Annotated in this window: 10 protein-coding genes and 1 pseudogene; 3 read left to right on the top strand and 8 right to left on the bottom strand. The window is 47.5% G+C overall.

Annotated elements, in window-relative coordinates; genetic code table 11:
- Positions 1-4: 4 nt before the first annotated feature.
- Positions 5-1,783 (top strand): hypothetical protein, encoded by a 1,779-nt coding sequence (locus H5T88_01275; protein MBC7328970.1) that lies wholly within the window; start codon positions 5-7, stop codon positions 1,781-1,783.
- The gene (locus H5T88_01270) at positions 1,783-3,216 is read left to right on the top strand and encodes a glutamate--tRNA ligase (protein MBC7328969.1); all 1,434 of its coding nucleotides are present in this window, start codon (positions 1,783-1,785) and stop codon (positions 3,214-3,216) included. Before H5T88_01275 ends, H5T88_01270 begins: the two co-directional genes overlap by 1 nt.
- On the opposite strand, the gene H5T88_01265 is transcribed toward H5T88_01270, so the two are convergent.
- Together H5T88_01265 and H5T88_01260 are read right to left on the bottom strand one after the other, a co-directional pair.
- Complete coding sequence (locus tag H5T88_01265) at positions 3,203-4,813, bottom strand: hypothetical protein (protein MBC7328968.1); 1,611 nt, start codon at positions 4,811-4,813, stop codon at positions 3,203-3,205. The two genes, H5T88_01270 and H5T88_01265, sit on opposite strands and share 14 nt — an antisense overlap.
- A 345-nt stretch (positions 4,814-5,158) precedes the next feature.
- Positions 5,159-5,392 (bottom strand): annotated as a pseudogene (locus tag H5T88_01260) (hypothetical protein).
- A gap of 192 nt (positions 5,393-5,584) precedes the next feature.
- On the opposite strand from H5T88_01260, the gene H5T88_01255 reads away from it, so the two are divergent.
- Positions 5,585-6,784 carry a DUF935 family protein gene (locus H5T88_01255; GenBank protein MBC7328967.1) on the top strand — a complete coding sequence of 400 codons (1,200 nt, stop codon included), beginning with the start codon at positions 5,585-5,587 and terminating at the stop codon, positions 6,782-6,784.
- Positions 6,785-6,908: 124 nt separating this feature from the next.
- Here H5T88_01255 and H5T88_01250 read toward each other — a convergent pair whose 3' ends face one another.
- The 6 genes from H5T88_01250 to H5T88_01225 are packed head-to-tail and all read right to left on the bottom strand — an operon-like array spanning position 6,909 to position 17,792.
- A complete protein-coding gene (locus tag H5T88_01250; protein MBC7328966.1) occupies positions 6,909-7,595 on the bottom strand; it encodes a DUF2092 domain-containing protein in 687 nt (228 codons plus the stop codon).
- Positions 7,596-7,647: 52 nt separating this feature from the next.
- A complete protein-coding gene (locus H5T88_01245; GenBank protein MBC7328965.1) occupies positions 7,648-10,971 on the bottom strand; it encodes a hypothetical protein in 3,324 nt (1,107 codons plus the stop codon).
- Positions 10,965-14,114, bottom strand: coding sequence for a hypothetical protein (locus H5T88_01240; GenBank protein MBC7328964.1), 3,150 nt, complete (start codon positions 14,112-14,114; stop codon positions 10,965-10,967). The genes H5T88_01245 and H5T88_01240 overlap by 7 nt, the downstream gene beginning before the upstream one ends.
- Before the next feature lie 50 nt (positions 14,115-14,164).
- Positions 14,165-14,623 carry an NAD(P)H-dependent oxidoreductase gene (locus H5T88_01235; GenBank protein ID MBC7328963.1) on the bottom strand — a complete coding sequence of 153 codons (459 nt, stop codon included), beginning with the start codon at positions 14,621-14,623 and terminating at the stop codon, positions 14,165-14,167.
- A 57-nt stretch (positions 14,624-14,680) separates the two neighbouring features.
- The gene (locus tag H5T88_01230; GenBank protein ID MBC7328962.1) at positions 14,681-16,591 is read right to left on the bottom strand and encodes a hypothetical protein; all 1,911 of its coding nucleotides are present in this window, start codon (positions 16,589-16,591) and stop codon (positions 14,681-14,683) included.
- Between the two features lie 4 nt (positions 16,592-16,595).
- Positions 16,596-17,792, bottom strand: coding sequence for an alpha-L-fucosidase (locus H5T88_01225; GenBank protein ID MBC7328961.1), 1,197 nt, complete (start codon positions 17,790-17,792; stop codon positions 16,596-16,598).
- Between the last annotated feature and the right edge of the window lie 119 nt (positions 17,793-17,911).

Below are 17,911 nucleotides of genomic sequence, written 5' to 3'. Positions count from 1 at the left end.
AATCTTGGACAAGACAATCTCTCATATAGGGAGGATTGTTGCTCTGCGCATTTTTTATGATATGGTAAGGGACATACTCCTTGAGAAGGGGAAAGCCCTCTTCATTAAGGAGCTTGTGCCCCTGCTTGAAGAGAAAGGACTTCGCCTTCCCCGCAAGCTTGTCCGCTATCTCATCCCTATGTGGGAGGAAGGCGTAGTTGAGGAGGGAAGCGTAAATATAAGGTATAGAAAGGAACAGGTGAGTCGTCCTTTAGAGGGCGACATAGAGACGATATTGAAGAATATAGGGAAACCCATCCCCCTCAAAATCCTGTCTCAAGAGTTGGCGATAGTTCAAAAGCGTTTGCCCGAGGTTTATCTTCAATCGCTCCCTTCCCTTCTCTCCTCCCGTGCTAAGAAGTATTTCGTTTTAGGGGATAAAGCGGGTTTAAGACGCTGGCTGCTTCAGGTGGAAAGAGGGGCAAAAGAGGAGGATATAGTGTTTTATAACTTTATGGACGAGGAGATAAAGGAATTGGAGGAATGGTTGGCTATGCCTCCCTTAAAAGGCGAGAAACCAATTGAAGAGATAAAGGCTTTGTTGAGGGAAAGGGGAGCGATATCACATAAAGTTTTCTCTTTCCTTGTTTGGAGAGCAAGGGGTAGCGTGGATTCTCTCAGGTTGATGAAGGAAATGTTTGAAGATGGCGGATTTTTGATGATTAAAGAAGCGACCTGGGTGAACAAGGAACAGATACCCGCCGCTGTAGCTCTCCTTAAGGAGATAGAGATTCCACCGGGAGCTGTAGAGCCCGAGCCCTTCATATTCGGCAAGGACGAGCAAGAGATGTTTTTATCGTATATTGAGGGGAAAGACATCATATCTATCAGCAAGTCGGCAAGGGAGCTGTTTGAGTTAGAGGATGTGGATATGAAGCAGGTTGAGGAGACGCTCAAGGAGTTCCTCAAGGGAAGGGAGGGTCTACTCTGGGTAGGAGGGGATAAGTGGATTAAATTGGAGAAAATACCCACGGAAATCCTTGCCATCCCTGAGGAAGTGGAGATAGATAGGGAGTTTCAATATGAGGATTTGGATGGAGAGCAATTGGAGGTAGAGCTCTCCGATGAGGGACTGGAGGATGCCCTTCCTCAACTTCTCAAGGACCCAATAATCCAGGACACAGGCGATGAGGAGGAGATAGAGGTTTCACCTCCCCAAGAGGAAATTCAGCTGGTCATCCCCTATCATCATTATATCGCGGGGACGCTTCCAGTGCGTCAATGGGAGAAAAGCTTCTATCCCTCCGAGCCCCGCCTCCAATCCCTTGCATTCCTCCACGACGACGAGGAGATAGAACTTTGGTATAACCAGGACCTTCCTCTCATCTTCGGTCTCAAAGAATGGTACAAAAATAACCTTCCTCCCTCAGGGGGAATTATCAAGGTTAGGAAGGTGGACGAGGGAGTATATAGGTTAATTTGGGAGGGAGAGACTCATCCCCTTCTCTCCATTTCCCAGAAGAGGTTGAACGACCTCCTCAAATTGAGGGAGGAGCTGATAGAACAGCCTACGATTGAGGTAATTCAAACTCTTCTTGAGTATCACAAAAGAGCCCATTTCTTCACGATTTTAAGCGAGGTGAACATAATAAGAAGGACGCCGAAGCGGAGAGTGGCTTCCATTCTGAGCATCTTCCCCTGCTTCTATATAAGGGAAAAGGAAGAGGGCTACTTCTATTATGATTCCGCTAAGAGGGACGAGGTAATGAAAAGGTCCAAGAAGAAATACATTCTCACGAAGTGATGAAGATGGTAAGGGTTCGCTTTGCCCCCAGCCCAACAGGTTATCTCCATATAGGGAGCGCTCGCACTGCCCTCTTCAATTGGCTATTTGCGAGGAAAATGGGGGGAGTCTTCATTCTACGTATAGAGGATACAGACCTGCGACGGAATGTTGATGAAGCATTTTCCGCAATCCTTTCCGCAATGGATTGGCTGGGTTTGCATTGGGACGAGGGACCTTATTACCAATCCCAAAGGCTTGAGCTATATAGGGAAGCGGTGGAAAAGCTTTTAGAGGAGGGATATGCCTATCCCTGCTATTGCCTTCCCGATGAATTGGAGGAGAGGAGGAGGGAGGCTTTAAAAAGAGGGGAGAAGCCCATGTATGATAGGCATTGCCGGGAACTATCGGAGAAGGAAAGGGAGGACTTGGAAAGGGAAGGCAGGAAGCCGGCGATAAGGTTCAAGGTTCCTTTGGAGGGGAAGACGGTGTTTAGGGATATAATCAGAGGGGACATAGAGTTCATGAACGAGGAGATAGAGGATTTCGTCATTATGCGCAAGGATGGAATTCCCACTTACAATTTGGCTTGTGTCGTTGACGATTTTCATATGCAGGTAACCCATATCATAAGGGGAGAAGACCATATCTCAAATACGCCAAAGCAGATACTTCTCTATCAAGCTTTGGGTTATCCCCTACCCCAATTCGCCCACCTCCCTATGATTCTCGGACCGGATAAATCTCGCCTCTCCAAGCGACATGGGGCAACTTCAATAAATGAGTTTAGAGAGCAGGGCTTCCTCCCCGAGGCGATGCTCAATTTCCTCGCTCTTCTTGGATGGTCTCCCGGTGGGAATAGGGAGATAATCTCAAGGGAGGAGATGATTGAGGAGTTCAGCCTTGAAAGGGTTAAGAGGCATCCCGCAATTTTCAATTACGATAAGCTTGTTTGGCTGAATTCCCATTATATGAAGACATCCTCTCCTTCGCGCCTCGCGGAGTTAGCCCTTCCCTTCCTCGCCAGAGAGGGATTGATAGATGAGAATTACCCCATCGCCACTCTTGAGAAGATAATCCCACTCGTTCAGGAAAGGGCGAAGACGCTCGCGGAGATAGGCAGATGGACGGATTTCTTCTTCCTTGAGAAGATAAATTACGATAAATCCGCTGTTGATGAGTGGTTGAGAGGGGAGGTGCGAAGGCGTCTTCTTTCCCTCGCTAAGGAAACCATCAGCCATTGCGAGCCATTTACGAAGGAAAAGATAGAAGAATCTTTAAGGGGGCTTGCTGAAAGGGAGGGAGTGAAGGCAAAGGAGGTATTTCATCCCCTCCGTGTTGCAATTACAGGAAAGACGGTCAGCCCGCCATTGATAGAATCAATAGTTATTTTGGGCAAGGAAAAGACCATAAAAAGGATAGAGGAAGCGCTAAAGCTATTCAGCGAAGGTTAGAGGCTTTCGCATCCATCCTCTGCTCAAGGATTTCCGCTCTGCGTAGGTCATCAAAGGCAAGGGAAAGGAGAGATATAGCCTCTTTTGAAATTTCGCTTTTCTCCTCAGGATAATTCGCTAAGAGATAATAATTCCCAGAAGAGAAGGAAAACTTGGGTTTAGTGTTGTAGAAGAAATGTCCGAAAAGAAGAAGACGGAAGGGGTTATCTCCGGTTTGATTGAAGATAAACTCGCTGGGGTTGATATAGAGCTGGTTCATCCCCAGTATGAGGGAGCCATGATAGTTGTTGATATCGGCGTAGGGCAATGGTTCGTTTAAATGTGACTTGGCGCCCATTATAACCACCCTTCCCTCAGGGTCCCCTTTGTTCCCTTCCAAATATAGATGTCTTTCCGATTGTTCGTTGTAGAAATCAACGAATGTCGCTGAATTGCTATCGTAGACATATAGGCTATATGGAACGAGGGTAGCGAGACGCATAAGAAAAGCGGTTAAACCATCTCTCTCTTTGTTCTTTCCCCTTATCACAACCGAACCCTCATAGGAATTTCTGAAAAGAAGATTTGCTCTTTGGCAATCATCTATCCTTATATTCCCCTGCAGATGGAGGATATCAACGAAGTCGTTTCTTCCCAAGCCCTTCAAATGAAGCCCTTTCTTGAAAGGGTCCTTTAAATAACAGCCGTAGACGAATACTCTATTATAACGAACAAATGAACCTTTACCCGATGATGTTTGGAGGATGTCCTCGCTGTTTTCAGCGAGAGGGAAATCGCCGTGACCGATTGCGATGTTTTCAATTATCACATTCCTCGCGTCCTTTATTGAGAGAATCGTTCCTCCCTTTTCTCCTCCCCAAATTATACCCGTGCGAAAACCCGTTCCACCAAAGAAGAAGTTGGAGCCCGATATTTCAAGAGTTTTAGAGACCTTATAGCGTCCAGTTGGCAGGTAAGCGATAGCGAATCTCCCATATTTGCGAGCTGCATCTATCGCGGATTGGATTGCATTTGTATCGTCTGCGATTCCATCTCCCTTTGCTCCGAAATCAACCTTCGCATCAAAGACCTTTGTGGGGATTATTACATTCTTTGGGATTACCGTTCTTCGGGCATTTAATCTGATTGGCTTAACCTTTCCCTCGGGAACTTCCACTATGAGGGAATTTGGGGTTTTCTCAAGGAGGGGATTATCTCCCTCTATTTTATTTCCGCTGATAATCACTCTTTGGTCATCGCGAAGTATTTTAATTGCAGGTCCTTTCCTGGGTGGGTTGGAGAACTGGCAGTCAATTATTAAAGCAGGCGAGCCATTGAGGATGATTGCTCCCTCCTCCGATTTCCAATTGCTGACATGGCAATTCTCAACTGTTAAGGGAGCGATTGTCCCCAATTCCTTTATAAAAGTCCCAGAGCCGAAGGAGGTTGAACGACGGACGGAATCTCCATGCTCGCTATTGAATTGTATGTCTGTGCCATTAAATTCGAAATGGCAATTGCGAACATAGAAGTTCCCATGGAGGTCGCTGATGCCGATTTCGCAGTTTCTGAACTCGCATTTATCAAATGTGTGGTCGTATTCGTTCCAATTAGACATAGAGAAGCCGATTTTGCAGTTCTCAAAAATGCAGTAGCGGTAAATTGCCTCTGCGGAAGCCAATTTCTCGTTATAACCTATGCGAATTCCCGCCTCCTTGAAATTGAGGAAGTGTTCAAACTCGTGGTCCGTCTCCGTGTTGAAACGAAGATGGGAGGCGAAATCCAATCCCACTCCCGCCTTGTTCTTCCCATCCCAAACAATCCCCATAAAAATTGAGTATGCTAAACCGTTCACCCATACCATCCTCCCTCCTTCCTCACCATCCCAAATAATCCTCGTATCCCTTCCGTGTCCTATTATGCTCACGCCCACAGCGGGTCCCCGGAACTCTATAGTTTTCGTTATCCTATATGTCCCTGGAGGGAAGTAGATGACCATTCCATCTTGAAGATGGGAAAAGATGTTCTGAAGGGCTTCGGTATCGTCTGTTATCCCATCACCGTTGGCGGGCGGATTTATATCCTCCTTGACATTTATCCAATCTGAGCGTTCCTGCCAATTCAAGGAGGGAAGCTCGCTACATCTTAAGGCGTCAAAAGCCAAAGCAATTAAGCTCAGGAAAAAGATAACACGCATTTTGAAGAAGTCCTCCTTTCATCGTCTTTCTTATTTATTATAAATTTCAAGTCATGGCTAGTTTAGGTTCTTATTTAAGTGTTAGCAGTTTGGACCACTTGGCATAGCCTTAAGATTTCGGCGAGGGCTCCGTTAGAGAATAGTTTGCTGGATAAGGCATCTCCTTAGCAATTGGAGATGGGCTGCCAATAAATGGTAGTCAATGAAAACATTGCTCCACTTAAATCTTTTAGAAAGCGAGGTGCATTTGCTCTGTTTGAATTGAGGGATTTCCTTTATATTTTCTCTCAATTTTCCCCTTACACCTTTGACCAGATAGACCTACCCATTTATTGGCAGATGTATCGCACAGACCCGACAGTTAAAGCGGGGATTGAATTCATCCGCCTTTCCATCCTATCTCGCCTTGCAGGATATCAAAACAGCTCATATCCAAGGGTGGAAGAGTTCGTCAAATTCGCCCTTCAGAAGATGGAAGGCTCGCTTTGGGATGTCGTTCAGGACCTCCTTTCTGCCCTCTGGGCGGGTTTCGCTATCGCAGAGGTCACTTACAAGGAGCTTGATGGGAAAATCATTTGGAAAAAGATAAAGGTGCTCAATCCCACATCTATCTATCCCGATGGCTTGGAGATAAACGATAAAGGGGAAATCTTACGCATAGTTCAAAGGATTGGAACGGAAAAGATAGAGCTCTCTCTAAAGAGGTGCATTATCTGGTCATTCTCCTCTGAATTCAACAATCCCTGGGGAAATTCCCTCCTCCGTCCCGCTTACTCCCCTTGGCTTATGAAACAATTATTGATTCGTCTCTGGAACACTCACTTGGAGAGGCAAGCCACCCCTTTTGGGGTTGTCGCTCTACCCCAGGCGGAGATGAATGTTTGGTGTCCAGTGCATCAGCGGGAGGAAAGATATATAGAAGCGATGAAACACATAATGGAGGACTTACACAACCGCAACTCCTTAATTTATGCGGGAGGAGCGGAGGTGAGATTTGAAAGGCTTGAGGGGAAGGGCGAGCTATTTGAATCTGCGATAAGATATTATGATAACCAGATTCTCCGTGCTCTATTGATTCCCAGCTTGCTTGTTGCGGAGGGGGAATACGGGACGAGAGCGCAGGCTATGGTTCATCAAGAGGCTTTTCAGATGATGTTGAGCGGAATAATCAGGGAATTGAAGGCTGTCCTTGATGAGCAGATGTTTCGTCCCCTAATAGAGAAGAATTTCGGTGAATTGGACGATTGGGGAGGAGTTCTATTCAAGCCATTTGCCGATTCCGATTATGCCATTTGGGCGGATGTCTTGACGAAGCTGACGAATGCGGGATGGCTATCACCGAAAAATAATGAGGAGGTTGAAAGAGTTAAGGAGATAATCGGCTGGCGATAAAATAGCTAATTATTAAAAATCCTTTCTTACTTCGCCGTATTTCCATTGAGTTGCCTCCTAAGATTCCCTCTCCCACCATTTATTCTCCACCCTTTTTAGAGATTCGCTAATTAATTTCAGCTCCTCAATCCTTCAATTTAGCTCCCGGTGGTGGGACAAATAGGAAGGCATTGGAGGGAAGAGAGATATTGGTTGAGAACTTTAAAACCTTCAAATAGATGATGATTTTCTGCCCTTCCCCTATTTTCGCCATAACCCCTATCTGTTGGAGGTCATAGTTTTTCGGCTCAAGCCAGATTTTAACCTCAAATCCCTTCGCGCTTGTGAATGTCAGGACAAGGGATTTTTTGTTTTCCAGATTTTCCTCCCGCATAAATGCGGATTGGAGCGCGAAATCCTGGCTCTGGAAGATTTGCTTAAGGAAAAAGGAAAGAGCAGGTCCGAGGGTGGGAGAAGTGGCGGAGGGGGAAAACAGCTGGGCAATCTGTTGAATGTTGGAATCTGAACGGGAATACTCTTTGAATAAGGGGGTGTAGAACCAGATGTTGTTCCCATCGTTTATGAGGTATAAGAGTTGTCCAAGCTCTAATCTGAATTTCCCGCTTTTATCATATAAGAGAACTCCATCTGCGTTGGCGTTAATTCCCGCGAGCTGAGCGGTGATTTGGAACTCCATTTTGAAGTTGTCGTAGGATGTTATGATGTTGAGAAACTTATCAAGGGTGGCTTCCACATCAGAAGGTACAACGGCGGAGAGAGAACCCCCAATCAACCCTAATATGATAACACAGACCTTGATTGTTCTAAGCACTTTTCATCGCCTCCAAAAACATTATAGTATAAAATTGACAAGATTGTCAAAATTATCTCAAGCAGAGAAGGGATAAAACCCCCAAGGCGGGATAGCGACCATTGGTTTCAATTATCACCTTCTCCACAGTTCTTTCTTTTCCCAAGTCAAGCTCCACTACATTTCCAATCGCTGAGGGCAGCTCAACGGATATGCTCTTTGACCAACCCTTCCCTAATGTAGAGAAATCGCCGATTATCGCTGGCGGACCCCACAAATCCAAATCACCAGGGAAGAAAAGCTCCTTCCTTATCACGCTTTCATCCTCGCAAATCGCGGAGATGCTTCCTACCTTTGAATAAGCATCCTGATGGTCCAGGAAGGGAATCAAAAGGAAGTAGAGCTTTCTCGCTTCCTTCCTCACATCTATGCTCAGCCTCGGCTGATTTATCCACCAACTCGCAACAGCTAATTTCCCTTCTTTGATGGGAAATCTCAAGCCGGGAAGGGCTGGAACACTTATCTCTTTACCCTTTATCCCCTCCAAGGGAGCACGCAGGGAATTCCAAGGAGGATGTCCATAGGCGCTCCACCAGCGGAAACTCCTCCACTCTTCATCCGCTCTCAATATCTCATCAGGCAAAGTTATCGCTCCCATTTTCTCCTGCGAATAGGGGTGCTCCTCAAACAGCTCGCTGAGGCGAACGGAGGAAGAAAGAATCCTTCCGTTCGGCAGATGAACAAGAACCCGGTTCTCACCGGGTAGCAAAGAGGGATGTGGTAAGAGTGGGATTAGGATGATTTGCTCCTTTTTAAACACAAAATTTACCTCCCTTACGATTCCCTGCTTTCCCATCTCATCAACGCCGATTTCCACCTTTCCTTTCCCTCTTATCTCTTGAGAGGTATTGTTTCTTAAAAATAGGGAAACACAATAGGAGCGATTGAGGAGCCTATCTTCCTTCGCCTCAACCTCTATGGGCGGCACAATCTCCAAATCAACCGGCAGCCAAAAAACGATTGAGTGTGACCGACATTTGAGGAAAAACGTCCTATGGGAGAAAAGTCTTCTCCCAACTTCGCCAAACCTCCTTTCCAACTCGCAAATTCTCTCCTTTAATTTAACTTTTATCTTGCCATTCCCCAAAACTTCCCAGCTTTCAACAATTCCCGCCCTATCCTCCATAGCCAAAATCTCTCCTCCCTTAATCTCAACGCAAAAGCTTTCTCCTTCCGCTACCCTTGAAGGATAAGAGAGGCGCCAGCTGAGAGGTTCGTATCTAATCCTTATCTCGCTTTCATCAGTAGAAGGGATATCATATGTAAGCAAGATTCTGCTGACGAGAGGTTGGATTTTGAAGGGAACATTCTTCCCGTTCACCTTCACTTCTTTGATATCAACAATCGGCAAAGCCCAGCGGATGCATTGTTTAAATCTCTCCTTTGTGTTAATTCTCAAAGTCAGCTCTCCTTCCCTATGGGAAATAAGCATTTTGAAATCTGGCAGATTGAGCTCTGCATTTCTCCATTTTAGTGGAATTCCAGGTCTCAACCAGAGAACGCCTTTGGGTTTATCCACTTGCAAACCGAAGAGCCCCTCTATAACACCCCAGATGAAAACTGCAGCGGGAGGGGAGAAATAAGCTCTTGTGGGCTCTATCCCCAGCTCGGGCCAGGCGCCATCGTGGGGAGGGGAAACGACGAGCTTCGCTATCCAGAGAAGGGGGGCCAATCCATCCTCAAAAAAGCCGAGACGGCAAAAGCCCAATGTCGCCCATGGCTGTTGCTGACCTCCTGCCTGAGAGCCGACAGTGGCGTTCACATAGGAGGGAAAGAGATTGCTCACATATATCTCCCCATCCTTCCCCTTTAATGCTTCCCTCAAATGGCGTAAGGAGGTGTAGGAATCCAAAGGGTCCAGGATTTCATAGATAACCGGCCAGATGAGGGAATGATAGGGAGGCTCTATGTGGCTAACGCCAAGGGCATCTTTGTAAAAGGCAAACCATCCCAATTCCCTTTGCCAGAGTTCCTTCTTTAGGTTATCCTCCATCCATTTTGCCTTCTCCCTCGCCTCTCTTGCTTCCGCTTCATCGCCCAAAGCCTCCGCTAACTCCTCTTTCGTTCTCAGCATCTCTATCCCCGCAATGGTCGGCGATGTCCCATCTTCAGGAGTGGAAATATAATCCTCTTGATTTCCTATCTGCTGACCGAAGCCCAATAGCCCATTCCCATCGGGGTCGTGGGCTGTAAAAGTTTTTTCTATAACCTTTAACAAAGTTGAATAAATCTCCTTCGCGAAAGCCCTGTCCCCTGTCAGCCGCCAGTGATGTTGAACATCCCATACATAAAACTGGTTCCAACCACCGAAGTCAACCCTTGCCCTCCCATAGGTATCCAGTTGAGGAATCATTCCATCGGGAAGGATATGTCGTGCATGGGTGAGAATCATCTCCCTGCTCCTATCCTTTTGCCCCAGCCAATCAGCCGCTAAACTATGCTGTTGGGAATAAAGAGTTCCCCAATGATGGACTGCCTCAATCCATCCCCAAGGGCGAACCCAATTGAACTCAAGGTTCCAAAGGGCGCAGCGGAAAGCCTCGTCCAATATGGGCTCAGGAGTTTTTATCCATGCGCTCTCAAAAAGCTTTTTATAATGCTCTTTTAATTTCCTTTCTTCCGATAAGACATCCCTCTTTGCAAGCTCAATCGCCCGGCTTTCATCTTCCGAGAAAGCGACGCACATAGAGAATCTCCCTTTTGCTTCGTATTTGAGCCAAAAGCCGTCTTCCGATACCTCAGCCAGAGAACGGGAAGAAGCGGAAACATATAGGGTCGTCTCCTCTATGGGGGAGTAAAAAATTTTCTTTTTCTCCATCCATTTAGGTTTAGCTAAAGTTAGCTCGGGTTGGAGGAGATATTGCCAGCGGAAGGGAAGTTCTGAGAATAAAGGAAGAATTCTCAATCTCCCGGGAGCGCCGAAGAAAACGACGATATCGGCTGGGGGCTTGCTTTCCACAACCAAACCCACCGCCCCCTCCCATCTCATCTCTTCCCTCCCCACCATCATAGGAAACAGGCGAGCGGTTACTTGATGGTTCCCTATTTTTGCCTTTATCACCAACTCCTCTGGCGTCTGTGTTGTCTCCTGACCAAAGCCTTCGTAGAGAAAGACTATTTTATCCTTTGTTTTCACTCCTATCCTCCATTTGCCCAGAGCTATGTTGTGGAGCCAATAGCGAGGGTCGTGGTCGTAGGTAAAGAAGCCGGGAAGGGCGAAATAATCAAAGGAGGAAAGGATTGTCTCGTGGAAAGCTGTTATTCTTTCCTGCCCTGCATCCGCGGCGAAGGCAAGGACGGACAAACAAAGAATGAGGAGGAGAATCATCTTTAACACCCCCATACCTCTATGGTTTGCATTCCAGCGGGAAGCTCATACCATATCCACCAGCTATCTCCACTGAATTCCAATTCGCCTTTCCCCTTCCATTCCCTCGGCTTTTGGGTAAATGGTCCGAGCCGAACTTTAATCTGGGGGAGTTTCTTATCCGCTTTTATCTCCATTCTCATCCCCTTTCCATCCCTCGTGATTCTATACTCAATATTTGCTCGTTCCCCCTTTCCAAGCCAAATTGGATAGCTTTTGACTTCTATTCTTTTCCATCCATATGGCATCCTTGGAATGATTCTCAATTTTCCCGGCTGAGGATTATCAATTCCTATCACGATTCTCAAAGTCTTAACAATCTCCGCTTCCTGCACGCCGTTCCCCAAATCGCCCGTGCGATGCCAGAATCTTCCATCATCGCTTATCTCACATCCCTCAGGCGTGATGAAGGGCTGATATTTGGGGTCGTATATCGCCTTTGCCATCCATTCCAACATCTTTTCCCCATCCCTCATTCTATCAAGGAGGAGGGCTGATTGAGTGACGAATCCTTGACCATAGCCCATCGCAACTCCATAAAAGCCGAAAGGCTTATAGGAATCTATAAGGCGCTGGTAGGTGGAGAGGTTGTATTGAGACCAATCTGGGTCATCCTTGAGGGGGAGGAAGCCTTGCCTATCACAATGCAGAATTAGGGGACCAAGAACCGTGCTGTGATTTGGCCAACCCGAGCTTACGAGCGTCCAAACCTTCCCGTATTTTGGCTCTACGACGATGTAGTTCTTCTCAATCGCTTCCCTCATCTTCTTCGCCCTTTCCCTCCAAATTCTCGCCTTCTCTTTTTCCCCTATGCTCTCAGCCATCTCGGAGAAAGCATTGAGCGCCTCCATACAGATATAATCCGCATAGACGCTCCTTCCCACGCCTCCCGCGCATTCGCTATCGGTTAAGAGGACATCCGTTGCTCCCGATTTATCGGGATTCTCAAACTGCCAGATTATCCAATCTCCCGCGAGCTCTATATCCCGCCAATGCCTTCTCAGCCATTCCTCTCCATAGGGAAGCCTCTGCCAGAGCTTGTAAAGGAAGAGGGATATCAAGCCATGCCCATCGTTTTCAAAGTTTCCCTCGTTTGGTGACGGAATATTTATTATCCTGCACCAATGGGGAGGAAAGCCCTTCTCAAGCCAAAGAAGAGCCATCCTGAAGCAATAATCTGCCACCCGCTCACCCTGGGAAAGATAGCCAAGGGAGACTATCTCCTGTAAGCTCCTCCCCAAATCCCTTGACCAGGAATGGGCGTAATATGTGCCTACATCTCTTTTGAATGTCCCGAACCCCTGATATCCACCCCAAGAGGGAGCGTTCTTCGTTGAGGTATGATACATCCCCTCGGAATCTATTTTATTCAAAATATCAAGGACATTGTGGTAGAAGGCGTTTGAGAGGATATCGGCGTAGATGTTTCCTTCAAAGCGGACGTAAGGACCTCTATAAGCGGGTGGAATTGATAGGGGCAGACGAGAGGGAAGCGTTTCCTCTGAACCGTAAAGGAATTTGGCGAGCTTCTCCACCCTCTTGAAGGAAAATTTACCGGGAATAAGTGCCTTTTCCTTTATGAACTCGGAAAGCTCTTTCGGTGGTCTATCGGCTGGAAGGGGGATGCCGGAGGGAAATCTCTCGCCTGGATAGGTTTCCAGAGTGAGGGCGTAGAAAGTAGGGGCGCCTCTTTTTCCCTTTGAATCCTCAATTTCAAGTGAATAGATTGGGATGGGACGGGGATTTATCACCGCTACATAGCGTCCATCGGGAGTGGGGGATTGGGGATATAGGTGAAGCGTCTCCTTGAGAATCGCCCTAGCCTTAGGGTCTGAGGAGAAAGGCTCGGGAAAATCGTAAAACATTTTCCCCCACCAAAGGCTTTCCCCAAGGACGAGGGGGTAGATGTCCTCCTTTCCGTCTATATATTTTATCCTTATCCTTCCCAGCTCATCTCCTATGAAGAAGCGGGATGTTCTATCGTTTGGGTCGCCCCAAACGGGACAGCCCTGGTCAAGGGAATTGGTCATTCCCAAGAGGAAGAGATGTTTAGCCTTTACATTCAAGACGAGGCGGACGGAGGAATTCTCCATAAATTGGGGAAAAGAAGAGGCGAGGAAGGGAACAAGGCGCTCTGTGAAGATTTGCTGCTCACCCTCTGCCGACCAACCGATGAGGGAGGGATTTTCCGAAAAGCGGATATGGAAATTCTCACCCGCGTCAACTTCAAATAACCCGAGCCAGGCAAAGGCGGGCTCGGGATTGCCATCAATCATCCTGATGTAAACCCTTTTCCCTTGAAGATTTGCCACATCCCATTCTATCCAATGGGGAAAATCATTGAGGGGAGGAGGGGTGGAAAACAGGATTTCCCTCGTCTCCGCATCCACGAGTTGGAAGCGATTTTCCCCTCTTTCCCCTCTTTGCCCATCCCAGCCGTTGACGAGAAGGCGAATCCTGGGAACTCCGATGGTGAAAACTGGAGAGCGGATGGCTCCCGTTCCCTGTTCACCTCCTCCCAGGGAGGAGAGATAGGGAGGAGTGGTGCGATGAGCTCCATCATAGGTGAGGATGCGAAATGTCCCCAAGCCGAAGGAGAGGGGGACAGCGTAGAGATTGCTTTTATTCTGGGGGATATCCTTTTTGATTTCCTCAACGAGGGCAACTCCCAGCCAGGCGAATCCCGTTTCCCTATTGTTATCAACGGCGGAAAAAAAGACTTTTTTCCCTTTTAGGTCGCCTATTAGCCAAGAGAGAGGCTGGAATTCATCGGAGAGGGGAGGGATAGCTGTGCGGAGAATTGAGCCATCCTCAGCAGAGCAAAGATAGAAGAAATTCTTTCCCTTTTCTCCGCTTCTTCCGTCCCAGCCATTGACCCAAAAGCGAAGGATATCTCCCCTGATAGTGAAGACGGGAGAACGAAGGACGGCGGTTTCCGTTTCGCTTGATTCATAATGAGGCAGGGAGGGGAATGGGTTGGAAGGGCGAGAGCGAGTGGTCTGGGAAAATGAGCCCTCGCTTATCCATCCCTGCCATCCCCTTTCTCCTCCACCCCAGATAGAGATAACCTCCTCTCCATAGGAGAGGAGGGGAAAAAGAAAAATCAAGAGCAAAAGGTTTTTATTTAAATGACATTTAAGAATGGACAAGAGCTGAGATAAATTCAAAGCGGACGACTTCGTTCTTTCGCTACTTCGGCGAGCTTCCTTCCTGCCTCCATAAGCTTCGCTTCCGCCTTCTCATCCGGTCTTCCTTTGACCAAGACAGGTTCAACCGCCTTCTTGAAGTTGAACGCGTTAGCTATTCTCTCCACGCTCTCCAAAGCTCTTCCACCGCCTCCGTGAGTCACGAAGGCGAAGTAGGGTTTATCGTTTACCTTCCCATGTGTTGGGTAGAAGGTGCGGTCAAAGAAATCCTTAAGAGCTCCCGCCATATAGCTGAAGTAATCGGGAGTTCCAATTGCTATCGCGTCGCACTCCAGCAAATCATCCACAGTTGCCTTCATCGCTTCCTTCAAAATCACCTCAACACCTTCAACTTGTTTCACTCCCTCTGCAACAGCTCTCGCTGCAGCCTCGGTGTTCCCGCTCATTGAATGATAAACAATCAATACCTTCGCCATATCAAACCCTCCTTTTTAGAATTTTTGATAAAGTTTATACATTTCTCCACAACTTTGCTACCAGTTTATCGGATATACATTCATCTTTATTAGACAGCCAAGAAGCGTCGTCAATCCTCCGCCCACGAAATCTCCCATTATCAAGCCCAAGAAGAAGGGCATCGCCTGCCTGTAAAGCTTCATACCACCATATTTTATTATGAATAGCTTTATCAACCAAGCCAAGAAGAAGGGCATCCAAAGCCAGGTCATAGTGAATGTGTTCGCTATAGCATATCCGAAGGGATTGAAAGGCCACCAAATGAAATTCAATTTCATAAAATAGAGAAAGAGCGTGAATATCAAGCCACCTATCAAGAAGGAAATTGCATACCAATTGGTGGGAAGGGGAGTCTGTAGCCAGCTTGCTAAGGAATTGAAGGTGTTTTGCGGTATGGTTATGCTTCGCCAGCTATCACATTTAGCCCCTCCGCCATATTTATACCAAATACCGAGTGCGATATAAAAGGAAATGAAAAGTCCAAATACTATCGCTATCAAGATATTTACTATGATTGACCTCGCTGATGTATCCGTTAGCTCCGCCATCTTCAATGCATCAAGCTGATGGGGCATAGATAGACAGCGAAGGTCATAGGAGGTGAAGACTCTCATATAGGACATTATCGTCAGGTCCTGGGGAAGATATATCTTCGTGCCGATTGTTGAGGTCATCAGGGTGTTTGGGTCTACATCCGGTCCGAAGAGCCAAGCATTTCCCGCCTCAGCTCTCATCCTCGTTGCTGACATCATGTAGGCAAGGGCGATTAGGACAAGAGGTATCGCGACGATGAGCCTCATTCCCGCAACAACGCAGAAGCCGATTATGAAGGCAAGGCTTAAGATGAACCCCCAGAAGGAGAATTTGTAGGAAAAAGGCTCCCCTTTATCCGCCCTCGCCTTACCTATCGCAGTCAGGAAAACCTCCTTCAAATGCCTCCTGCCGAGCCAAAGGGCAACTATCGCTATACCTATGAAAGCGCCTGCTCCCTGGTGACCAATAAAGGGAAACTCAGCAATTGGTCCTCCCTGCTGACCGATTCCCCAGGCGGCACCCAATATCCTCTGCACCCTCGTGAGAACGAAGAAAAACCAAGAGGAAAAGAGAACCTCAAGGGATATCAAATACCCTATTCCGATTACGAAGGGATAAAAGGAGATGGGTGTATAGCCGATTGCGTTGAAGGGAGGAGTGGTGAAATAGGGTGAGATATCTCTGGGACGCACCTCTATGCGAGGGATGGTGGGGAAATTGAAACTCAAAGTGTTGATTGCATCTAATAGGAAGGGAATGGCGAATCCAATCCAAATGAGGCGATTCTGGAAGAATCCCTCCTTTGTCATCTCAACGGGAAGGAAGACAGTGGGGAAGGTCAGCCTTTCTCTTTCTATCCACTGCTTGCGAAAGATTAAGTTGATGCAAAGGGTGGCGAAGACGAGGGCGAAGAGGAGGGAGAGCCAGAGGAACATAGGCTTGAGCCAAGCCTTGATTGGAACGGGCGAATCACCCAGATAGAAGTTCTCTATAGCAGACCTGCTCTTCGGCACAAGCCAAGCGGGAACATAGCGATGGAAGAGCTCCTCCCATTTATTCTCAGGCGAGGCGAACCAGAATCCAGCTACGAGCGTGGGAATAAGGAAGTGCATTCCTCCCGAGGAGGAGATGACGGTTGAGGTCGTTAGCATAGCGTAAATCGTTATCAGCTCGCCACGAGTGAAGGCGGGAAGGGAATAGCGGCGGAGAAATTGGTTGATTGAGACAACGAAGAGAAAGGCGCAGAAGGCACCTACTGGAATGGAGGTATTGGCAAGAGCAGTGTGCCCCCGGGCGCTCCCCAAGACCAGCTCAGCGTAATGAAGCCAGAGGTCAACTAATATTGAAAGGATTATCCCCGTTAGGAGGGCTCTTAAGGAGATGAGTTTCCTCATCCATTTATGTCTCTAATACAATCACCGTGTCAATTGAGTCTATCGGCTTTGAGGGAAGAGTGAGGACGAGGTTGTTTCCATCCTGCTTGAAGCTCAGATTTTCCTTCGTCAAAAGGGGATAAGCTTTCTTCACTTCCCTTGGGAAGTCGGGAATCTCCAGCTTTCCATACCAGGGCCAGGCGAAGATGTGGAGGTAAATCTTGTTGCCCTTAGCCGTGCATTTCCCCCACCAAAGCTTCTCCAAGGGAAGCGGGCTCCTTTCGCAGCCATAGATGCTCTCTCCGTTAAGCCAGAGCCATTCCCCCATCTCCTTCAGACGCACGACGGATGGCTCAGGAATTATCCCCTCAGCTGTAGGTCCAACATTTAGGAGATAATTCCCTCCCTTGCTCACTATATCAACCAAATTGTAGATGAGCTGACCCGTTGACTTCCAATTGTGGTCATAGCTTTTATATCCCCAAGTATCGTTGATTGTTGCTGGGGTTGCCCAATCGCCGGGAACAATCGTTTGGGGAATCTCGTTATCACCCATCTCTTGATAATCGCCCAAATTATGCCCTATTCTTCCGCTTATGATTGTCTCCGGGCTGATTGAGAGGACGAATTCCCTCAATTCCCTCGCCAGCTCGGGAGTGGGAGTGCCTATATCAAACCAGATGAGGGCGAGTGGAGCGTAATTCGTTAGGAGTTCCTCCAATTGGGGCTTCACATATTCCCTAAGATATTTCGTGAAATCCTTCTTGCCGGGGTGGAAGTCCCAATCGTTGCCCATTCCATCGGGATGATGCCAATCAAGGGTTTGGGAATAATAAACACCGAAGCGAATCCCTTCCTTCTGGCATGCTTGAGAGAGCTCTTTTATAGGGTCTCGTTTGAAGGGGGTGGCTTTGACTATATTGTAATCGGTGTATTTCGTATCAAACATACAGAAGCCATCGTGATGCTTTGCTGTAATGACCATATAGCGCATACCAGCTTGCTTGGCGATGCTTACCCATTCCTCAGCGTTGAAGCGGACGGGATTGAATTGTTCGGCGAGCTTCTCGTATTCCTTTATGGGGATGCGGGCGGAGAACATAATCCACTCTCCGATTCCCGGGATTGTTTTATCCTTCCAGACTCCCGCTGGGATGGCGTAGAGCCCCCAGTGGATGAACATCCCGAACTTTGCTTCTCGGAACCAGAGCATCTTGTCCATAGAAATTCACCTCCGAGGAGACAGTTTGGAAAAATTTTATTGCGTCTTCTACGAGGAAAGCAAGAGAAATTTCGGAGGAATATATCTTTTTAAGGGGGCGGGGGGTTTGCCCCCCCGCC

The organism is bacterium, from assembly GCA_014360495.1.
GTDB lineage: Bacteria > Armatimonadota > JACIXR01 > JACIXR01 > JACIXR01 > JACIXR01.
Note: the sequence above shows the minus strand (reverse complement) of the source record. Positions and strands in the feature narration are given on the sequence as shown.